Origin of the sequence: Paramicrobacterium agarici (assembly GCF_002563955.1) — a bacterium.
Lineage (GTDB): Bacteria > Actinomycetota > Actinomycetes > Actinomycetales > Microbacteriaceae > Paramicrobacterium > Paramicrobacterium agarici.
This window is the reverse complement of sequence record NZ_PDJE01000001.1, coordinates 796,107-816,135: the sequence shown is the minus strand read 5'-3', so window position 1 is coordinate 816,135 and position 20,029 is coordinate 796,107. Positions and strand designations below refer to the sequence as shown.

20 protein-coding genes are annotated in these 20,029 nt (G+C 60.1%); 4 read left to right on the top strand and 16 right to left on the bottom strand.

Annotated elements, in window-relative coordinates; genetic code table 11:
• Positions 1 to 3: 3 nt before the first annotated feature.
• The 9 genes from ATJ78_RS04135 to ATJ78_RS04095 all read right to left on the bottom strand — a co-directional run bounded on the left by ATJ78_RS04135 (position 4) and on the right by ATJ78_RS04095 (position 9,149).
• Complete coding sequence (locus ATJ78_RS04135; RefSeq protein ID WP_098406442.1) at positions 4 to 1,704, bottom strand: thiamine pyrophosphate-binding protein; 1,701 nt, start codon at positions 1,702 to 1,704, stop codon at positions 4 to 6.
• Between the two features lie 26 nt (positions 1,705 to 1,730).
• Positions 1,731 to 2,735: a MaoC family dehydratase gene (locus ATJ78_RS04130; protein ID WP_211288423.1), complete on the bottom strand. Its 1,005-nt coding sequence runs from the start codon at positions 2,733 to 2,735 to the stop codon at positions 1,731 to 1,733.
• Positions 2,736 to 2,784: 49 nt separating this feature from the next.
• Positions 2,785 to 3,942 carry a GMC oxidoreductase gene (locus ATJ78_RS04125; RefSeq protein WP_169923382.1) on the bottom strand — a complete coding sequence of 386 codons (1,158 nt, stop codon included), beginning with the start codon at positions 3,940 to 3,942 and terminating at the stop codon, positions 2,785 to 2,787.
• Positions 3,943 to 4,399: 457 nt separating this feature from the next.
• On the bottom strand, positions 4,400 to 5,203 hold the full coding sequence (locus ATJ78_RS04120) for a CoA-transferase subunit beta (protein ID WP_143741370.1): 804 nt from the start codon (positions 5,201 to 5,203) through the stop codon (positions 4,400 to 4,402).
• Positions 5,196 to 6,080: a CoA transferase subunit A gene (locus ATJ78_RS04115; protein WP_098406438.1), complete on the bottom strand. Its 885-nt coding sequence runs from the start codon at positions 6,078 to 6,080 to the stop codon at positions 5,196 to 5,198. The genes ATJ78_RS04120 and ATJ78_RS04115 overlap by 8 nt, the downstream gene beginning before the upstream one ends.
• Positions 6,077 to 6,808: an amino acid ABC transporter ATP-binding protein gene (locus ATJ78_RS04110; protein ID WP_098406437.1), complete on the bottom strand. Its 732-nt coding sequence runs from the start codon at positions 6,806 to 6,808 to the stop codon at positions 6,077 to 6,079. The genes ATJ78_RS04115 and ATJ78_RS04110 overlap by 4 nt, the downstream gene beginning before the upstream one ends.
• Positions 6,805 to 7,473, bottom strand: a complete 669-nt coding sequence (locus tag ATJ78_RS04105) for an amino acid ABC transporter permease (protein WP_098406436.1) — start codon at positions 7,471 to 7,473, stop codon at positions 6,805 to 6,807. Before ATJ78_RS04105 ends, ATJ78_RS04110 begins: the two co-directional genes overlap by 4 nt.
• Positions 7,470 to 8,177 carry an amino acid ABC transporter permease gene (locus ATJ78_RS04100; RefSeq protein WP_211288422.1) on the bottom strand — a complete coding sequence of 236 codons (708 nt, stop codon included), beginning with the start codon at positions 8,175 to 8,177 and terminating at the stop codon, positions 7,470 to 7,472. The genes ATJ78_RS04105 and ATJ78_RS04100 overlap by 4 nt, the downstream gene beginning before the upstream one ends.
• Positions 8,178 to 8,258: 81 nt before the next feature.
• Positions 8,259 to 9,149, bottom strand: coding sequence for a substrate-binding periplasmic protein (locus ATJ78_RS04095; protein WP_098406434.1), 891 nt, complete (start codon positions 9,147 to 9,149; stop codon positions 8,259 to 8,261).
• 256 nt (positions 9,150 to 9,405) lie between these two features.
• Here ATJ78_RS04095 and ATJ78_RS04090 point away from each other — a divergent pair, with 256 nt between their 5' ends.
• The 4 genes from ATJ78_RS04090 (at position 9,406) to ATJ78_RS04075 (ending at position 13,317) form a co-directional block, all read left to right on the top strand.
• Positions 9,406 to 10,593 (top strand): CaiB/BaiF CoA transferase family protein, encoded by a 1,188-nt coding sequence (locus tag ATJ78_RS04090; protein ID WP_098406433.1) that lies wholly within the window; start codon positions 9,406 to 9,408, stop codon positions 10,591 to 10,593.
• A gap of 146 nt (positions 10,594 to 10,739) precedes the next feature.
• Positions 10,740 to 11,513, top strand: coding sequence for a TIM barrel protein (locus ATJ78_RS04085; protein WP_098406432.1), 774 nt, complete (start codon positions 10,740 to 10,742; stop codon positions 11,511 to 11,513).
• 137 nt (positions 11,514 to 11,650) lie between these two features.
• The gene (locus ATJ78_RS04080) at positions 11,651 to 12,364 is read left to right on the top strand and encodes a GntR family transcriptional regulator (protein WP_098406431.1); all 714 of its coding nucleotides are present in this window, start codon (positions 11,651 to 11,653) and stop codon (positions 12,362 to 12,364) included.
• Between the two features lie 185 nt (positions 12,365 to 12,549).
• The gene (locus tag ATJ78_RS04075) at positions 12,550 to 13,317 is read left to right on the top strand and encodes an SDR family oxidoreductase (RefSeq protein ID WP_434061484.1); all 768 of its coding nucleotides are present in this window, start codon (positions 12,550 to 12,552) and stop codon (positions 13,315 to 13,317) included.
• 22 nt (positions 13,318 to 13,339) lie between these two features.
• Here ATJ78_RS04075 and ATJ78_RS04070 read toward each other — a convergent pair whose 3' ends face one another.
• The 7 genes from ATJ78_RS04070 to ATJ78_RS04040 form a co-directional block, all read right to left on the bottom strand.
• On the bottom strand, positions 13,340 to 14,374 hold the full coding sequence (locus ATJ78_RS04070; protein ID WP_098406429.1) for an alcohol dehydrogenase catalytic domain-containing protein: 1,035 nt from the start codon (positions 14,372 to 14,374) through the stop codon (positions 13,340 to 13,342).
• The gene (locus ATJ78_RS04065) at positions 14,371 to 15,021 is read right to left on the bottom strand and encodes a GntR family transcriptional regulator (RefSeq protein ID WP_143741369.1); all 651 of its coding nucleotides are present in this window, start codon (positions 15,019 to 15,021) and stop codon (positions 14,371 to 14,373) included. The genes ATJ78_RS04070 and ATJ78_RS04065 overlap by 4 nt, the downstream gene beginning before the upstream one ends.
• A gap of 20 nt (positions 15,022 to 15,041) precedes the next feature.
• Positions 15,042 to 15,941 carry a 2-deoxy-5-keto-D-gluconate 6-phosphate aldolase domain-containing protein gene (locus ATJ78_RS04060; protein ID WP_098406427.1) on the bottom strand — a complete coding sequence of 300 codons (900 nt, stop codon included), beginning with the start codon at positions 15,939 to 15,941 and terminating at the stop codon, positions 15,042 to 15,044.
• Positions 15,941 to 16,942 carry an alcohol dehydrogenase catalytic domain-containing protein gene (locus tag ATJ78_RS04055; RefSeq protein WP_098406426.1) on the bottom strand — a complete coding sequence of 334 codons (1,002 nt, stop codon included), beginning with the start codon at positions 16,940 to 16,942 and terminating at the stop codon, positions 15,941 to 15,943. Before ATJ78_RS04055 ends, ATJ78_RS04060 begins: the two co-directional genes overlap by 1 nt.
• Positions 16,939 to 17,775 (bottom strand): carbohydrate ABC transporter permease, encoded by an 837-nt coding sequence (locus tag ATJ78_RS04050; RefSeq protein WP_098406425.1) that lies wholly within the window; start codon positions 17,773 to 17,775, stop codon positions 16,939 to 16,941. The genes ATJ78_RS04055 and ATJ78_RS04050 overlap by 4 nt, the downstream gene beginning before the upstream one ends.
• The gene (locus ATJ78_RS04045) at positions 17,765 to 18,625 is read right to left on the bottom strand and encodes a carbohydrate ABC transporter permease (RefSeq protein ID WP_169923381.1); all 861 of its coding nucleotides are present in this window, start codon (positions 18,623 to 18,625) and stop codon (positions 17,765 to 17,767) included. The genes ATJ78_RS04050 and ATJ78_RS04045 overlap by 11 nt, the downstream gene beginning before the upstream one ends.
• Before the next feature lie 80 nt (positions 18,626 to 18,705).
• Positions 18,706 to 20,004, bottom strand: coding sequence for an ABC transporter substrate-binding protein (locus tag ATJ78_RS04040; protein ID WP_098406423.1), 1,299 nt, complete (start codon positions 20,002 to 20,004; stop codon positions 18,706 to 18,708).
• Positions 20,005 to 20,029 lie beyond the last annotated feature (25 nt).

The window sequence follows — 20,029 nt, the reverse complement described above, 5'->3', positions numbered from 1 at the left end:
CACCTACTGGCCACTCGCTTCGTAAGGCATGAACGCAGGATACGTCCACGCATTCGCCGAACGGTCGAGCGGCACATCAATCAAGGCGGGGCTGCTGCCTCGGAGAACCTCGCCGACACGACGCACGAGGGTGTCGAGGTCCGGGGCCGTCTCACCGTCGACTCCCATGCCGCGAGCAACGAGACCGAAGTCGACGGAACCGAAGTCGACGCCAATTGTGCGACCGTCAAAGTGCAGCTCTTGCTCCTGGCGAATGTTGCCGTAACTGGAGTCATTCAGCACGACTATGCACACGGGGCCGCCGACGCGCGCAAGGGTCTCCAGTTCACCGGCGCTCATTCCCAGCGAGCCGTCGCCGATGAGTGCTAGTACGGGTCTACCAGGATCGATCGTCGCCGACGCGATTGCCGAGGGGAGCGCGAACCCCATGTTCCCGAAGCCAACCGGCTTGATGTAACTATTGGGCTCGATGATCTGCCAGAGAAACGACCAAACGCCGGGATTGCCCGCATCAGGTATGAGGAGTGTGTCATCCGGCGAGACCTCGCGAAGACCTCTCACGATGTCCGCCGGTGAGAGAGGCGCTACGTGGTCTCCAGGCGTGATGGCGGAACTCTCCCACCACACGCGATTCGCCTCCTGCAATTCGGAAATCCAAGCGCTGCGCTTCTCTCGCTCATTTGCAGCGCGATTCCCGATGGCCTGAAGCGTGGCCTCCGTGAAGGATGCAATGTCGGAAATGATTCCGGCGGTCACCTCGCCATAATAGCGTCCGATCATCGCGGGGTCGATATCCACTTGAACGACCTCGGGGAGGTCTCGACGCCAGCGAGTTGTTGACACCGCGTTGAGACTGTTACCCAGAGCGAGAACGAGGTCTGCGTCTCCGAGCACGCGGGTCGAGATCGTGGTGCCCATCCGGCTCACGGCGCCAAAGACAAGTGGATGCGTTGTCGGGACAGCGCCGATACCGTTGAAGGTGGTTACGACTGGGATGTTGAGGGCTTCCGCAAGCTTGAGGACAGCATCGGATGCATTGCCACGGTTACCGCCGTTTCCGAGCCAAATGACCGGGCGTTCGGCCGCAACGAGGCGCTCAACTGCGGTGGCGAGTCCCACTGCGTTGGGGGCCGGACGCTGCGAGACCCACTCTCGGGCAGGATGCACCTCAGGAATAGCCGGGGGTTCTGCGACTGTGCCCTCAATCGTGTCACGCGCGAAATCCAGGTGCACTGGCCCCGGATTACCCGCCATTGCGTTGACGTAGCTCTCCTCCATGGCCTGCTTAATCGAGGAGGCGTGCGCCACCAGCCGGCTGTACTTCACCAGTGGTTTGAACAACTCAACATGATCAGCGTTCTGCGCGTCGTCCTTGTGGATGTTCTCGCCATTGTTGTTGCAGGTGAGGACAAAGCCCGGACTCGAGTCGCGGAAGGCTCCTCCGACACCGGTGAGGAGGTTGGTCGCGCCTGGGCCAGTGGTCGAAATACAGGCAGCAGGTTCACCAGTCAGACGCCCATAGGCATCCATCATTACCGCCGCCGCATTCTCGTGTCTTGTGTGGACGAACTCAATGCCCGGTGTATCGATAATCGCATCGGTTATCGCCAAGGTCTGTCCGCCGACGACGCCGAACACGTGGCGGACGCCGAGCGAGACGAGCATATCGACAACAATCTGGCCGCCGGTTTTGGGGTTTGTCATGTGTAGATCTCCATTGTGATAGATGGTCAGTTAGTGGGGAGCTTTGCGGATGCCCAGCCGACTGTCGTGAGCCGGCCAGCAGAATTGCGGGCCCAAACATCGAGTAAGGCGATCTGGCCTCCGTCGTCACATGCATTTATCGCCGTGACGATTCCGCTGATGGTTATTGGTTCGAATACGTTGACTGGCGCGAGAAATTTGACGCGCAACCAGCCAGTTGTAAAGAACGATGCTCCGAACGCATGCGCCAGCCGCTGAGCAAAGAGGCCGAACTGTTGAGCGCCCTGCACAATTGGCTGCCGGAGCCCGCCCTCGCGCGCCGTCGCGAGGTTGTTGTGAATATTCGTGACGTACTCGCCAAGTCGCGAGAACACAGCGGCTTGCTCGAATGTCACGGTCCTGATCAGTGGAGTGAGGACGTCCCCCACTCGGGCGTCTTCGAGGGTAGCGACCTCCCGTGAGCTTGCTGGGACTTCACCAGTTACAGGCCGATCTGCGCTTGTTGTGCTCCCTCGCCCGGCTACCGCGCCAGGCATCGTCCTGAGGATTTCGATGCCGCGATGTCGAACGATGCTTCTCCCATCATCGCCCACAGCGCGGGCTTCCATGACGACGTAGCCGTGATTTCGGCGTTCGTACGCGTCTGTATAGCCAGCGCTGAGAGTGACGACTTCGTCCAATCGAACCGGATTGTCGAACCACATCTCTTCCTCCGTGTGGAGGCCAACAACCTTGCTCGCCGCATACACGTTGGTGAACATCTGCACGAGGTCATTGCAGAGGAGGGCCGGTTGCCCGATGCGTCCCCCGAAAGGGCTGTCGTTCATATACCAGGAGTGGTGCTCGTCTTGAGTAAATGCGTATCGCTTGATCTTGTGATCGTCGACAACTTCACTGACGGTTCCCAGATCCTCGGGGATAACGAGATTCTCAAACATCGGGTCCTTTCGACCCGATTCCAATTGCTCGATCGCGAGATCGGGAACGCGACGCGGATCTGTAAGGTCCCGCCAGCGTGCTTCCTCGATCAACAGTGCCTCCGTTTTGTAGTTGACTAGTAGTCTATACCAATTTTTATCGTTAGTTCTGTGCGATGTGCGCCGCTGCGCGCACAGCTAGAGCAACTGACGTGGCTGTCGGGTTGCATGCGGTTGGAGTTGGAATGACGCCATTGCCACCGACAGAGAGGCCGTCTACACCCCACACGCGTCCGAAACTGTCACAGACGCTCGCACCATCATCTGTCTCGCCCATTCGAACAGATCCCATGATGTGATAAGACGCCCCATCCTGAAGGAGCGCGGGCCCTCCGCCGACGAAACTGCCGAGCGCGTCCCGTATATTCTCATGGGCACCCATCATGTTGTGAACCGTCGCATGATCACGATCGTTCAGTTGATAATGGATTCGAAGAGCAGGCATGCCGTAAGCATCCGTTTCTCTGTCGCTGAACCCAATACGGTCGCGCGTGTCGAGATCTTTGCACCCAAAGAGCACGACGCCCACGTAGGATCCCGGCCAGGGTGATGCGTGCTCATCGAGCGCGATAGGTGATGCATCGAGCTGCATCACCTGAACCGAGAATGGGAAGTTTTCTCTGTCGTAGGGAATCCATGTGACTCCTGCATCCCGATCGAGCCCGCCGGCCGAAGCCTCTGACTCCCCACGCGCTAGCTCTCGAAAGCGATCATCGAGCTGTACGAACGACCGAGCATCGAGGTGATCGTTCACGTAACGACCGAGCGCTTGAGGCCGGATGCCGGATGCGTACATGAGTTGTGGCGTGCGATACGCGTCTGCAGCGACAAAAACATGACCGCTGGAAACACGATATTCTTCGCCGCTGACCAGGTTACGAAGCTGCACACCGACAACACGATCACCCTCGCGAACGAGCGAGGTAGCTAACGTGTTTGCGCGAAGCTCGAATCGTTCGCTCGGCGACGCGAGAAGTCTTTCGAGAAGCTTCTCCGTACCGGCGAACCCAAGCCTGCCATCGGCGTCTGGTGTCAGTGCCAGTGGCATAGCCTGAACAGGTCGCTTCACGAAGCTATCGAACTTCGCGCCAATCGCTGTCTGTACGCCCATGGCCAGCTCTGAATCATCAAAAGCACGCTGCGTCACCGAAAGTAGCCGATACCCAGCAGCGAAATCGTGGGCAAACTCGTCGGGCGGAATGAAGGGAATCAGCTCACCTTCGCCTGGGGCAGGACAAGCGCACGACCAGTGCGCGCCCATTCCACCCACATTGGACGACATAGCGCCGGCCGGAAATCCCTTCGAGTCCGATGCCACCATTCCATCGGAGATGAGAAAAGTACCCGGTCGAACGCCGATCGGAAGCCGCCCTTCGGCATCCGGAGAAATAGCCCGAGGCGGCGGCAACCCCCGTCGTGATCCCAGAGGTCCCTGCGAAGCTACCTGTGCGCGTTCCCGATCTGCCGCATCCCCAGTTCTACGTACATGACGACCCGGCGGCGAAGCCACGAGGGGGCCGCACTCGACCATGAGTATTGACGTTTCAGGCGCAGACTCTGCGAGAGTACGAGCGAAGGCGGTGCCGGCGGGACCACTACCCACTACAACCACGTCGACTGTGTTCCTCGTCATCGCGTTACCCTTTCAGCATCCTGCGCCGGTGCATGATTGTTGCTTGCTTTCGATTCCTTCGACACGAGAGTGAGCGCGCACGGCGTTACGTGCGAAGCAGCGCGCCGGACGGATCGATCTCCTCGCGAATTGCACGCAAAGTCGATACAGCCGGGGCCGAGGTCTCTGAGAGATCTTCAGCGGTTTCGGGGTCGAACGACATCCGAGACCGAACATCCTCAAGAGTTACGCCACTGTGCAGCGAGCGAAGGCGCATCCGCCCGTCGGCTGTGAAGTCGAACACCCCGTGGTCTGTCACGACTAAAGAGGGGCCACCTCCCGCATATCCGAGCGATTCTCTGGAACGCGTTCCGTTGCCGTAACCGAAGCTGGTTATGTGATCAACGTGGTCAACGAAGACGCGTGAAGACAGATCAGTGACGATGATTGGGCGACGGACAAACGCGAGGTGCTCAGGCTGAGCAAGGCACCCGACGAGACGGACCTTCGGCCGTTCTGGCGTTCCAATCCGGGTGATATTGAGATTGCCGTGCCGGTCCACTTGAGCAGCAGACTCGAAGCTCACGTCGAATTCACCTCGCACGAGCATATCGACCTTTTGGCCTACGTCTGCTGGCGCGTAGGCGCCTCGCCAGCGAGTGATCGCATCTTGCGTAAGATGCGCGGGTACGTCCGTAAGGTCCGGGCTCAGAAGATTTCCCCAATAGATGTCGAGGCCGGGAGCGTGATCCAGTTGCGCAAGCCGAGCCGCTACTAGCGGGATTCCGACTGCAAGCGTGAATGCTCGCCCTGACGTGCCGACACCGACAAAGACAACGTCGTCGTCTCTGAGCGCCGCACTGATCGCAACGGCCATCAACTCATTTCGAGTAGGCGTGATGTCAGTCATTGGAACCCGCCTTTAAGGAGGCCAGCCGCTTTGCACCGACCTGCCTCAGAAACGTCTCATGGTCTTGGGCGTCTCCCACCGTCTCTTTGAGGTACGTCACGAAGGTCTCTTCTGATCGCGCAGCATCGACCCAAGCCTGAAGCTCAGTCTCATCTTCGTCGTAAAAGGTGTCGCAGCTACCGGGGTAAGCGCCGTACGGAGCCTCGCAGACAGCAGTCACTTTGGTGTGGGGGATATACGTGAGATTCGGTCGACGGGCCACTTCTGCGTGCGGAATTACCCGCTCGACGGACACAATCAGTTGAGTCGATGCTGCACCCATAATGAGGTCAATATCGTCACTGTCGCGATGAACCGGCCATACGATATTTCCGTACTCGTCTCCCGCATATGCGTGTAGCAAAGTTACATCGGCGTGAGCAGCCGCGACAGTCTGCAACTCGGTGCCCGTGTAGGGGCAACTGACGGACCGAATGTCGTCGCGCTCACTCATCTCCGTTCCCCGTATTGGAACCACGGGCAGGAATGGTAGCCCCATGGCCGCCGCGCGAAACCGCGCAGTCATAAAGGACTCCGATTGGTCGGTGACTCGAATTCGACCTTGCTCAACGGCACGACGGAAGTTCGGCGCACCTCCCTGCCACCACATACCGACATAGATCCCCTCCCAGGCTCGAACGCAACCCGCTCCCACAAGAAGATCAGTCGCTAAGCTCGATGCCCACGTTAAGAGCGATAGGTCACGCACATCGCGGCGAACAAGTTCTCGACAAAGCGCCAGCGGCTGCCTTCGGAGGAGCGACCCGCCCAACGCGACAACGTCGCCGTCAGATACGTGTGAAGCCGCTTCTGAGAGCGACTGCAATTTGCGTTTCATCGCTCCTCCAGCACGCGGTGGAGGAATTGCCGCAGACGGGGATTCTTTGGATCCGTGAAGATCTGCTCAGGCGACCCTTCTTCACCGATTACTCCGCTGTCGAAATAAAGGATTCGATCCGCGGTCTCGCGAGCAAAGCCCATCTCGTGAGTCACGACGAGCATGGTCATGCCTTCCTCCGCCAGCTCTCGCATAACCTTTGTCACCTCGCCCACCAGCTCGGGATCCAGCGCACTAGTGGCCTCATCGAACAGCATGACCTGGGGTTGCATCGACAAGGCGCGAGCGATGGCGACCCGCTGCTGTTGACCACCAGAGAGCTGCTGGGGATAGGCCGACGCTTTATCAGCGAGGCCGACACGCTCAAGCGCCGAGCGAGCGACTTCCCTGGCTTGCTCCCGCTTCATCCTTTTCACCTTTCGCAGGGCAAGCGTGGCGTTGTCCAGCGCACTCAAGTGGGGGAACAAGTTGAATTGCTGGAAGACCATCCCCACATACTGATGGACTTCTCGTGCGGTCTTCCGTTCGTGAACTCGCACGCCGTTCACAGCAATCTCGCCTGAGTCCACGGTTTCTAGACCGTTTATCGTTCGGAGTAGCGTACTTTTTCCGGAACCACTTGCACCAATGATTGCGATGACCTCGCCTGCCTCAACAGAGACACTCACGCCGCGCAGTACCTCGTTGTCTCCGAAGCGCTTATGGACGTCCTTTACGTCAACGATCATGCAATTCTCTCCCTTCTGGTAACGCTCCGCTTTTCAAGGGCACGTGCCGCGAGGGAAAGCGGGAAGCTGATGATAAAGAACATGGCGGCCACGACGAGATAGACATCGAATGAGTTTGCGCCGTGGTTGATGATGACCTGGCCTTGCCGAACGATGTCGTAGTAACTGATCACGGATGCTAGTGCCGTGTTCTTGACTAATGTGAGGTACTGGCCGAAAAGTGGCGCGAGAACAACCGGAAGCGTTTGAGGAAAGACCACATTCTTGATAATGCTCAAGCGCGACATTCCGAGGGTCGTTGCGGCCTCGCGTTGGCCAGCATTCACCGATTCGAACCCGGCACGGAAGATCTCCGATATATATGCGCCCTGGTACAGAGTCATTCCGATAAGTGCCGCGATGAACACGGTTATGCCTTCGAGTTGCAAGTAGGCAGCGCCGAAGTAGATGAATAGCAACTGCACAAGTAGCGGTGTACCGCGGAAGACCTCGAGGTAGATCCGGAGCAGGAGGCCAAGGATGGGCACCCGCGCATAGCGACCGAGCCCGACAAGGAACCCGAGCACGGTACTCGTCAAGATCGAGACGACAGTGAGCACGAACGTCGCGAAGAACCCTTCCAAGAGTAGGCCGCGGAACTCCCAGATCTGCTCCCAGCTACTCATGCGGGATCACCCCCCACTCGAAGCTTCTGAGATCGGCGGATACGGAATCTGAATTTCGTCTCGACCTGCGGCTTGAAAACTCTGCGGGCAAAGACGTGCGCAGCGAATGCGACGACGTTCGTGAGCACAAGGTAGAAGAGCATTGCGAAAGCGAAAATGGCCAAGGTCTCATAGGTAATGCCGTTCACAATTCGTGCAACGCTCGTCAACTCGTTTACGGCGATCGTGGAAAGCAGCGAACTCGCAAGGATCATGTCAATGTACTGATTAATGATTGGGGGAAAGACCGTTCGGAACGCCTGCGGCAAGACGACGCTGAAGAAAGTGTGCGTCGAGGAGAGACCAAGAGAACGCGCCGCCTCTAGTTGTCCGGCAGGAACGGACTGAAGCCCGGCCCGAATGACCTCGGCCAGGTAGGCACCCGCGTTGATGGCAAGCGCAATGACACCTGCCAGCAGCGCAGACAGGCGAATGCCGATCGATCCGAGCCCGAAATAAACAATGAATATCTGGACGAGGACTGGCGTGTTCCGAAGCACCTCTACGTAAACGGCGCCTACAGCTCGAATTACACTCAATGGCGACAATCGCATGAGCGCAACAAGCGCTCCTAGTACCAGCGAAAGGGCAAAGGCGACTGTCGAAGTCCAGATCGTCACCCAAGAGCCGTTGACGAAGAGCTGGGTATAGTCAAGAAAATTCACAGGATGAAAGACCATTCCTCTCGCATCGGGCAGGGGTCGAGTAGCGGCGAGCTGCGACGAGACTCGCCGCTACGTCACGGTTCAGTCTTCGAGCCCTTTGAAAACCTCGTCGGGTGCAGACGCACCAAACCACTTCTCGTAGAGTTCCTTTCCTTTACCACTCGCATGGAACTCCTCGAGGAACGCATCTACCTTTGCTTTCAACGACGAATTGTCCTTTTGCAAACCAAGCGCAAAATCCTGCAACTCGTCACCGACTACTCCAGGGACGATTCTCAGTGAGCTGTCTTCCTTCGCCAGGGCGTATGACAGGACACTAATGCTGTCAACAATGGCGTCAGCCTGACCTTGAGCGACGGCAAGGCGCGTCGCGACCGCGGTATCGTACTGTTGAAGAGTGGCATCTGGAAACGCTTTTGCTGCGACCGTTGCCCCCAAGGCGCCTTTCTGCACCGAAATGGTTTTGCCGGAAAGGTCGTCAACCGAGGTGATGTCCGATGACTCCGCGACAGCAACTCCCTGATATGTGTTCATAACCGGATCCGAAAAGTCAATCTGCTCCCTACGCTCAGGAGTGTTGGTAAGCGTGAACGAGATTACGTCTGCTTTACCACTCTGGATTGATGGGATCCGCCCGTCGGCCGTCACCTCAAAGATGTTTGCTTTGACACCAAGGAAATCTGCCAACTCTTTCGCGACGTCGGTGTCGAATCCGGCCGGGTCGCCGTCTTTCTCAGTAAGGCCAAAAGGTGGCGTCGTGAGGCCAACGCCAATGTTGATGACCCCGCGCTCCTCAATATCTTCCCAGGTACTTCCCGACGAATTCGACGCACCGTTACCGGCATTATCATCGGAGCCTGGCCCACTACCGATAGAGCATCCGGCGAGTAGGGCGACTGCAGTTATGCTCGCTAGGATCGCGGCAGGGCGCCACCCTCTCATTGCCGAGCGTTTAGGGTTTGAATTCGACATGAAGGCTCTCCTTCGAGCAAAGCCGAGCTGGTGCTCGGCAACGATTTGTTACGGACTAGTCATATAGACGACTAGCGGGCTTTCTCAACACTACCGGTCGCGACGTGGCTGTCAAGTCATAAAACTGAGCGGCTTTGATTCAGTTTGACATCCTCGTCGACAAAATGGTCACATATAGATGTCTGGACGTTTAATTCTGCAGACCGCCGAGTTCACCGATGAGGATCTTTCCTCCCAAAGAAGGGAATAGAGAGCAATGGTAGCCCAGCCGCTCACCGGCCTGAAAGTCCTCGACCTCACCCGGTTTATTGCCGGGCCGCTCTGCTGCCAGATATTGGCAGACATGGGTGCTGAGGTGATCAAGATCGAGCGACCGGGGGGTGAAGACTCCCGTAAACTCGCACCCTTTTACCAAGGTCACAGCATCTACACCATGCTCTACAGTCGGAACAAACACGGAGGAACGCTTGATACACGCCACCCGGAGGCGCTTGCCATCCTCGAGGATCTGATCCGGAACGCGGACATCGTCGTTGAGAACTATCGGCCTGGAACTTTGGACGCGATGGGCATTCCTTATGAGCGAATGCAGGAACTCCATCCGGGAATAATTCTTGTGTCCATTTCCGGCTTCGGTCAGACTGGCCCGCTTGCCGGTCGAGCTCTCTTCGATGGAATTGCCCAGGCTGCATCAGGCCTCATGAGCATGACCGGCGAGCGAGATGGCCGACCCACGCTGACGGGGGCGTTCGTAGCCGACTACATCGCTGGTTACCAGGGCGCCATTGGTGCGCTCCTCGCTGTCTTGCACCACCGCGCTACAGGGGAAGGCCAGTGCGTGGATGTCGCTTCTATTGACGCGCTCTTTCCTGTGCTCGGTACTGCCCCAAGCGCCTGGGCGATGAACGGCACCGTCATGGAACGCAATGGCTCTCGGGACCGCATGAGCGGACCCGCCAATCTGTTCGAAACGAAAGACGGGTTCCTCTATTTGCACGCAGGCACTGATCCCCTATTCCGCCGCCTCGCCGTCGGCATGGGGCAAGCTGAACTGGCAGACAACGAACGCTTCTCAACCGTTGCTTCACGCATGGACCATATTGAGGAGATCGAAAGAATCGTTGCGGAGTGGATCGCGCCGCTGACCTGCGCCGAGGCAGGTGAGGTGCTTGAAGAAGCAGGGGTCCCTTATGGCAAGGTCGCGGGTGTCGATGAGATAACCGATTCGGAGCAGATCGCTGCGCGCGAAATGATGGTCGACGTCGAGCACCCTGTCTTGGGAACACTTAAGTTGCCCGGTATTCCAGTCAAACTCAGCGCGACACCAGGAAGCATTCGTAAGGCTCCTCCATTGGTCGGTGAGGACAACGACTTCATTTTCGGTACCCTGCTCGGCTATTCAGACGAGCGGATTCAGGAGTTGCGCGACGAGCAGGTCATCTGACCGTGGTGCGAAGACAGTGCGCTTGCCCTGGCGCGCAGATGGGGCGCGGCTCGCGTGAAGCTCGGTGACTAGGCTTCACAACCTGAGGGCGCTGAGAGAAGGACGGTAAGTATGGCACACCCCACGAGCAACGTAAAGGTTGCAATATGGCGCTAACACTTGCCGCCAATATCGACCTGCTATTTACTGAAGCAGGCGATGTGCCCGCGCGCCTGCACGCTGCGGCCGATTCAGGGTTCACAGCAGTTGAACTCTGGACCACGTCAGACCGCGACACAGACGCCGTCCATCGGGCGGCGTCTGAACGCGGGGTCTCGGTCACTGCCATAAGCGCGGAACCTCGAATAAACATCGCATTCCCCGATGCGAATCTCAATGCGTATTACGACGGCATTGCTCGAACAGTAGAGCGAGCGATCGCACTCGAGTGTCCACGCGTTCTGGTCAGCGGTGCGACGGGATACCTTCGGATGAAGCGCTCAGAACAACTCAAGCGTGTTACTGAAATTTTTGCGGAGGTCATTGCCCGCACCGAAGACTCAGGGGTCACCTTCATGACCGAGAACTTCAACATCCGCGTGGACCATCCGGGCGCTCTCCTCGACCGTACCCGCGATGCTGTACAGATTGCCCGCGACGTCGGCTCCTCCCGCTTCGGAGTTCTCTACGACCTATACCACTCGATGACAGAAGCGGAAGATCCTGCTACCGAGCTCGCGGACGGCCATGACGTCATCTGCTATCTTCAGATCGCAGACGTTCCGGGGCGCGGCGAGCCTGGGAGTGGAAACGTACAATGGCCGACGCTGCTCGACGTAATTAGAGCTTCTGGATACGACGGCACGATTGGGCTTGAGTTTTACCCCACGACCGCCACAGAGACCGCGATCCGCTACATCCAGAAGCTTGTCTCTACGTAGATCGCTCACACCGGCAGCGACGTTACGGAATGGGATCTGGACATGAACCGAGGTTAGGTGCATCTCCCGCCTGTTCATCGAATGGAGTCGCCTAGGTCCTAATATGAAATCAAATAGTCCAACAAGGAGGTAGACGCGTGGCCAATGCCCCGCTCTATGAGGTGATTAACCGAGACCTGACGAGCCAAATTCGGTCAGGCAGGCTTAAGCCGGGCTTTCAACTCGAGAGCGAGTCAGGTCTCGCGAGGCGATACGGCGTCAGTCGAATGACCGTGAGGCAAGCTCTTTCACAGCTCGAGTTGGAGGGCCTTGTGACACGGCGTCAAGGCGCTGGCACTTTCGTCAGCGAGCCGCAATCTATTGAGCGCCACGCTGGACGTCTCGCACCATTTCATGAGGAGTTGGGTCTCGAGGCGGAAGAGATCAGCACTCGCATCATCTCACGGGACGTCGTAGAACCTCCCGAGGACGTCAACGCACAGCTCTTCGCCGTTGCCGGGCAAACGGCTCTACGACTCGTACGCGTCCGGTCGTATCAGGGCCGCCCAATGGCGGTGCAGACCTCTTGGCTGCCGTACCTGAGAGCTCCCGAACTCGCGTACGCCAAGTTCGTCAAGGGATCGCTCTACACGACGCTCGCTGAGCGATTCGGAATTACTGTCGTTCGCGCAACTCAGAGGATCTCCGGTGCGTTGGCAACCGAAGATCAATCGTCACTCTTGGATATTGCGCCCGGCGATCCCGTTACCCATATCTCACGCCTTGCCTGGGCAAGCACGGGTGAACCGATCGAGGTCGCGGAAAGTTTCATGGTCCCCGGCTTCCGGCTTGTTCTCCAACTCGAACGATAAATCCTAGACTAGAAGTATAGAAGACTAGTCGGATAGAATCTGACCGACACGTTCTGGCAACATCTTCCGGCTGCATCGTGCCCTCCGGGTCACATGGGAGGCCGCATCGCATAGGAATGTGTTCGTCGAGGAGCACATGCGTTCTCCCTCGACTGCGTTACACAGAACCTTGAGGAGTGATGATCGTGGCAGACGACCTATTTAATATTCGCGGCAAACTCGCCCTTGTCACCGGCGCAAATCGCGGGATCGGTCGCTCATTCGCGAAGGCACTTGCCACACGCGGGGCCGACATTATCGGCGTAAGCGCCTCCATGCCCAGCGATGGAGGGCCAGCTGGTGCCGACGTCCGCGCCCTCGGGCGCTCGTTCGATGCGCACCGGGTTGATTTCGCAAATGTGAACGAGGTGTCGGCTTTCGGCGACTCTATCGCGACGGGAGAGCGCCCGATCGACATCCTCGTCAACAATGCGGGCACTATTGTCCGCTATCCAACAGTGGACCATCCTCTTGACGAATGGCAACGGGTGATCGACGTCAACCTCACTTCGCAGTTCGCACTCACCCAAGCAATTGGGCGCCAGATGCTCGACCGGCGCGCCGGCAAAGTGATATTTACAACCTCGCTACGCGTCTTCCAGGGGGGCAACGGAGTCGCAAGCTACACAGCGTCAAAGTCCGCGCTCGCTGGTATTGTCCGCACTTTCTCGAACGAATGGGCCGAGCACGGCATCGGAGTCAATGGTATCGCTCCCGGCTACATCGAGACCGAGAACACCCGTGCGCTACGCGAAGATGCGCCCGCCTATGACGCTGTGAAGCAACGAATCCCAGTAGGACGCTGGGGGCAACCAGACGACCTCAGCGGCGCTCTCATCTTTCTCGCGAGTCGCGCTAGTGACTATGTTTCTGGAGTAATTCTGCCCGTTGACGGTGGATGGCTCGGTCGATAACGATTCAGCCAATACCGAGCAATTAGGCGAGCCGCTTGGCGTTGTCCCGGTTTGGGACAAGATAGATCTTCTCGCGGCCCTCTCGCTGCGCGACAAAGGCGGCCTCGTAGTCGGTCAGTGGGAAGGTGCGCGTCGGGATCGCCTCGAGCGGGAGAGACTGGAGCATCGCCACCGCACGCTCGTGCGTATAGGGGTTGATGATCGAACCCACGATCGTGAGCTCCTTGTCGTAGACCTCACGCGGAGTGAGCGAGAGGGCGTCGTCTGGTGCGGCCACACCAAAGACGAGGAACGTGCCGCCCTTACGGATGCGATTCAGCAGGTCGCGGGCAATAGCCGCGCGACCGACAGCATCCACCACCGAATGGAAGCCCTGCTCCCCCGCCAACGTAGCGACCTCTGGCGAGTCGAGTTCGTCGGGGTGGACAGCGAGATCGGCGCCCATCTTCAGCGCGAGCTCGCGGCGCGACTCGGAGGGCTCTGACACCACGATCGGCGTCAGACCGCGCGCCTTCGACAGCGCCACGAGCATCGCCCCGGCGGGACCGCATCCGGAGATAAGAATCGACGTGCCGGACGTCGGGTTGAGGCGGTCCATCGAGTGGATGCAGCACGCGAGGGGCTCCGCCATCGCGCCGATGAGCGGGTCGATCTGCGGGTCAAGCCGGTACAGGATGCGCGCTGGCGCAATCATGGTCGTGGTCATGCCGCCGTCGAGCTTGACGCCGTACCCCTTCTTATTGATGCACAGGTGCTCGTCACCCGAGCGGCAGTACGTGCACGCGGTGCAGTACTTGTGCGGCTCCACGGTGACGAGGTCACCCACGGCGAGATCGGAGGAGTCATCGGCCAGCTCACGGACGACGCCGCAGACCTCGTGGCCCATGATGACGTTGTCTGCCGAGGGAAAGTTGCCTTCGAGAATGTGTGTGTCGGTACCGCACAGACCCACGGCGAGCACATCGATCGACGCTTCGCCCGGAGCCAGTTCGGGCAGAGGTTCGTCGACGAGGCGCAGACCATCGGTCGTGCTGTGCCGGAGTGCCGTTCGGTTCATTGTGCTGCCTCCTGGCCTTCTTCGAGGAGTCCCGTCAGACGGGAGATGTGGGCGCGGGCCGCTGCCTCCGCAGCATCCGCATCGTGTCGAGTGAGCGCATCGAGGATCGCCCGATGGTCGGCGGTCGCGCGGTGAACGCCGCCGCTCAGGTTCGTCGATCGCATGGCCACGATGACCTGGCCCTGAATCTCTTCGAGCATGCGGATGAGCACGGGGCTTGCCGCGGCATCCCGAATCTGCCTGTGGAACCGGGCGTCCAGGTCGATGTGCCGGTGGAAGTCGTTCGGGTCGATCAACTCGTGCTCGCTGAGCACCGCGTCGAGGTCGGCGAGCACGGCGTCGCTGATGGTCGCTGCCGCAAGACGCGCGGCCATGCCCTCGAGCGCTTCGCGTGCGTGGTACAGGCTCACGAGCGCGGGGCGAGGCGGAAGGTAGACGACAGCGCCACGGTTGAACTCCTCGATCGCGAGGCCCTCGCGCACGAGCTGCAGAACGGCGTCGCGCACCGGACTGCGGCTGAGGCCGAGCTGCTTCGCGAGCGAGGGCACCGCGAGTCGCGACCCCGGCGCGAGCTCGCCGGTGAGGATCTTCGCGCGCAGAAACTCGTGAACGCTCGTGCCCACGCGCACGGGAGGCTCCCAGTCCACGTCGTCTACCCCGCCTTCGCCTACTGTGCTCGCGTGAACGCGGTGACGAACCCGGAGTACGTTGCCGCGATCTTCTCGAGCGAGCGTGAGCGAACACCAGCGTCCGTCGGCGCGGCGGCGAGCGCCTGCACTGCTTCCCACCAGATACTACGGCCGATGGCGAAGCCGACGAAACCTGCCCGCGCCGCGGTTTCGAGCCATCCGTTCACGGTCTCGGTGTCGCCGCCCGCGCCGAGCAGAATGCACTCGCCGCCGTGCTCGTGCGCCAGCTCGACCGTCTGTCGCGATGACTCGAGGTCGCCCTGGTGCTCGAGCTTCCAGATGTCGACGCCGACCTCGTCAAGAATCTCGCGCATTGCCTGACGCGTGAGTTCGGGGCGCAGCTCCCACGCGTATCGCTCGGCGTCGCCGTCGACCTGCGCCAGCTGCTCGTCGGTCGGCGGCACGAGCAGCTCGAAGAGAAACTCGCAGCCCACGTCGCGCGAAATCGCCGACGCCTCGGCCAGTCGGGTGCGCTGCAGCGCACGCTCGTCGGCCGGGTCAGCCGGGTTGTAGCGCACGAGCACCTTTGAATAGGTTGGCGCGAATGCCTTCAGGTAGCCGCGCAGATCGTCGGGCTCGGTCTCGTACACGCGCTGCCCCGCACGCTCGATGGGAAGGGCGAGAGGGATGCTGTGGGCCAGCGCCCGCTCGGGAACGCCGGGCCCCAGCTCGGGGTCGACGAGAATCGCGGCGCCTGCGACAGCATCCTCTGTCGTCTCACCTGCTGTCGCCGCCAGCAGCCCCTCGAAAATGAGGTGCTTCGCCTCGGTCGTGAGCGCACGCTGCCCGGCCGTTGCCGTATCGGTGTGGCCAAACAGGGCGTTCGTGAGCCAGGGGCGCTGGTCGGCCGCCAGGATCAGCAGGTTGTCGCGGGTCATCAATTCTCCTCGTGGGTGATGTAGGGCTTGACGAAATCGCCGTCAAGGAATCGGGTGAAGGTTTCTTCGAGATCGCCCAGGCGCGTGGGCGTCATGATCGTGTCGCGCAACCGGGCACCGTGCGAGCGCAGCAGGTCCCAGTTGTCAGCGACTTCGGACGGCGGAAAGTAGAACGAGCGCACCGTGAAGCAATCGGTGCGACGCCAGCGTGGTGTCGCCGGCATGACGTACGGGTCGTTCGACTCGCCGAGCGCGAGAATCGCCCCGCCAGGTTCAACGAGGTTCTGCGCCGTGGCCCTAGCGGGCTCGGCGCCGCTCACCTCCGCGACCACCTGGTACTGGTTGATCGACTCGAGGTCGCGCGCGGCCGTCGCACCAAGCTTCTGCGCGAGCCCCAGCCGGGACTCGTTCGGATCCCACGCGTGCACGGACGGGATCCCCATGGCCAGAGCGACCGAGATGACACCGAGACCGAGCGGCCCGCAGCCGATGACGAGCAGATTCTGGATGCCGACAGGCTGCGTTCGCGCGCCAAGACGCAGCGCGTGCGCCGCCGTTCCGAACGTGTCGAGGGCGAGCACGGCGACATCGGAGGGGATGTCGTCGGGCACGGGAATGAGGCACTGGGGCGGAACATCCATGTACTCGGCAAAGCCACCGTCGAACTGCCAGCCCATGAGGCCCTCGAGGTTGTAGCAGCGGTTATTCTGGTGCTCCAGACACGCCTTGCACTCGCCGCAGCTCACGGGAATGAAGACCACGACGCGCGTTCCCGCCTCAGGGGCGCCGGGCGCAGACTCGACGACCGTGCCCACGACCTCGTGTCCGGGCACCACCGCGGCGCCGCTGGCGAGAAGGCGCTTGTCTGAGCCGCAGAGCGCGCAGACGTCGACCCGAATGCGAGCGAGGCCCGGCCGCACGTCGCGAAGCTGCTCCGTCGTGAACGAGACGACGCCGCTTCCTTGGAAGTGAGCGCTCGTGTTGGTGATGGCCTCTGTCATTTGACGGCGCCTCCTGTCAATCCGCGCACAAGCCAGCGCTGCGCGACGATCGTGAGAATGATGGCGGGTAGCGAAATCAGCGTGCTCGCGGCCATGAGACCGCCGTAGTCACTCGACCCCTGCCCGATGAAGTTGAACGCGATGACGGGCAGCGGCATCGTGTTCGAGCTGGCCAGCGCTAGGGCGAACAGAAAGTAGTTCCACGAGAAGATGAAGCTCAGCGTGACAGCGACCGAGATGCCCGGCGTCACGAGCGGCAGCACCACTTGCGTGAACCGCTGCATCGGGCTGCATCCGTCGATCAGTGCCGCCTCTTCGAGGCTTTTTGGAATCTCTTCGTAAAAGGGAATCAGCAGCCAGATGCACAGCGGCAGCGTGATGATGAGGTGCGCCGCGATCAGCACCATGAAGTTGAGCGCATCGTTCGACGTCGCGCCGATCTTCATCGACATGATGAAGAAGGGAACGACGAACAGGACACCGGGCGCCATGCGCGCCAGCAGCGTGCTGAAGCCTATGCCTGGAATGGTGCGCCGGGCGATGACGTAGGCCGCTGGAACGCCAAATAGCAGTCCCAGAATGGTCGACCCGCCCGCGATGATGAAGCTGTTGCGGATGTAGTAGATGAAGTCGAAGCGCTCGAACAGGTTGATGAAGTTGTCGAGCGTCAACGGCGTCGCGATGTTGAAGATGCTTCCCGTGATGTCGACGTTGCTGCGGAACGCCGACCACAGCATGAACAGCACAGGCACGAAGAAGATCAGTGCCGCAACAATGTACCCGGCGTACGTCAGCGCATAGCTGCGCCGGCGATTTCTCGTACTACTCGACATCAGTACTCCTCTTTCGCACGACGGTGAAGATGGCGGCGATCAGAATGACCAGCACGAACAAGCTCAATTGCAGAGCCGCCGCATAGCTGGGTTCTTGATCGATGAACGCCGCGCGGTACCCGTACACGTTGAGAGTGTTGGTCGCATTGACGGGCCCGCCCTGGGTCATGATGTAGATGGTGTCGAAGAAGCGGATCAGGTCGACAGTGCGCAGCAGCATCGCGACAAGCAGCACCGAGCGCAGCAGCGGCAGACCGACGAACAAGGCCTTCTTCACGGGGCCCGCACCATCAATGGATGCCGCTTCGAACGGTTCACTGGGAAGAGAACGGATGCCGGCAGAGATGATGAGCGCCATGAACGGCGTCCACTGCCAGATGTCCACTATCGCGATGGACCACGGCGCCATCTCCCGACTGCCCAGCCACACGACGGGATCGAGGCCGATGGCCGTCAGCAGCTGGTTTGCAGCGCCGAGCGTGGGGTCGTAGATGAGCATCCATACCAGAGCGACGGCTACCGAGGCGGTGATGGCCGGAATGAGCAGCAGTCCCTGGAAGATGGCACGCCCGGGGACGTCGCGGCTCAGCAGATATCCGAGCGCCAACCCGAGAACGGTCTCCACGACAAGACACACGACAAAGAGCTGAAGCGTCACGAAGAGCGAGTACCAGAACTCGGAGTTCTGGAACATCAGCACGAAGTTGTCGAAGCCGACGAACCCACTGTTGTTCCCCGCGATGTCCTGGTCGGTCACCGAGAGCCAGATCGTGTAGAGCACCGGAAGGAGAACCAGCGCTACCGTCGCTACGAGAGCTGGTATGAGAAAGGGAAACGTCCCCTGCGACACGGGGTCGAAGCTCCTCCGACCCCGTGCCACCGGGCGCTGACCCCGTGGTGTGACAATGGTCCGCGTCGTTGACATATGCGCTATTTCTTATCCAACTGTTCGTTCAGCTTGGTCTGAATCTCTTTCGCGGCTTCTTCAGCCGTCGCATCGCCGAGAATCACCTTGCCGATGGCGTTGCCGAGGGTCTCGCGCATGCTCGGGGCCTTGGTGCCTACCGGACCGACCTCGGTGTTGCCGTTCTCCTGAATGTCGGCGACGGCTTCAAGCCACTGCTTCTCGGTCGGCGTCGAGAAGTTCTCGACGTAGCTGGGGTCCTTCGCAACCGAGTCACGCGGCGGAGCGATCTCGGCCTTCGTCAGCTCAAGCTGAGTCTCAGGTGACGTCGCCCACTGCAAGAACTCCCACGCGGCATCCTTGTTCTCCGAGAACGGCGACATCGTGACCCCCCACGACAGCGCCGTCGGTGCTGCTTCCACAGATCCAGCCGGCATCTTCGCAACGCCGACCGAGTCGCTCACCGTGCTGTTCTCGGGGTCGAAGACCGAGTTGAGCTCGTTGCTCGACTCCAGCTCCATGGCGACCTTGCCCTGCGCGAACAGGTTTGACGACTCGGTGAAGCTGTAGTTGATCACGCCCTTGGGTCCGAAGTCGCGGGCGAGCGTCGCGTACTGATCGATCGCCTTCACCGCTCCGGGCTGGTCGAAGTTGGCCGTGCCATCATCCTTTGTCCATTCGAGGCCTTCACCGTGAAAGAACGGCCCGAAGTCGAACGCGATCGCCGGCGCAGCGCCGCGCAGAGTGATAGGCGTAATGTCGCCCTCTTCCTTGATGGTCTTCGCTGCCGCGAGTACGTCGTCGATGGTTTCGGGAACCTCGATGCCGAGGTCCTCGAAGACATCGGTGCGGTAATAGAGCACCGGCCCCTCGATGTTGATCGGTACCGCGATGACGTTCCCATCGGCATCCTTCATGCCGTTGATCGCTGACGGCGAGAAATCGTCGACCTTGTACGAATCGGGAGCCTTCTCCAGGTAGTCATCGAGCGGCTGGTAGTAACCGGCCTCTGAGAACTGCGGACCTTCGCGCGACGGAAGCGTCATGAAGACATCCATTGCCGAGCTCTTCGACTGCAGGTTGAGCAGGATACGGTCGCGAGCCTGCTGCTCGGCGAAGGTCTGGACGTTGACCTTGATGCCGCTTTCTTCTTCGAACTGGCTGATGAGCGGTTCGAGGCCGCGCTGCCAGGGGTGGTTGGACAAGACGACATTGATGGCACCGCTCTCTGAAGATCCCTCTCCCGGGGATCCGCAGGCAGTGGCGCTGCCAGCGATGACGGTGGCCGCCACAATGGCACCTACCCGCCAAGCAATCTTGGACATCGTTCCTCCTTGATCGATTTCTCTT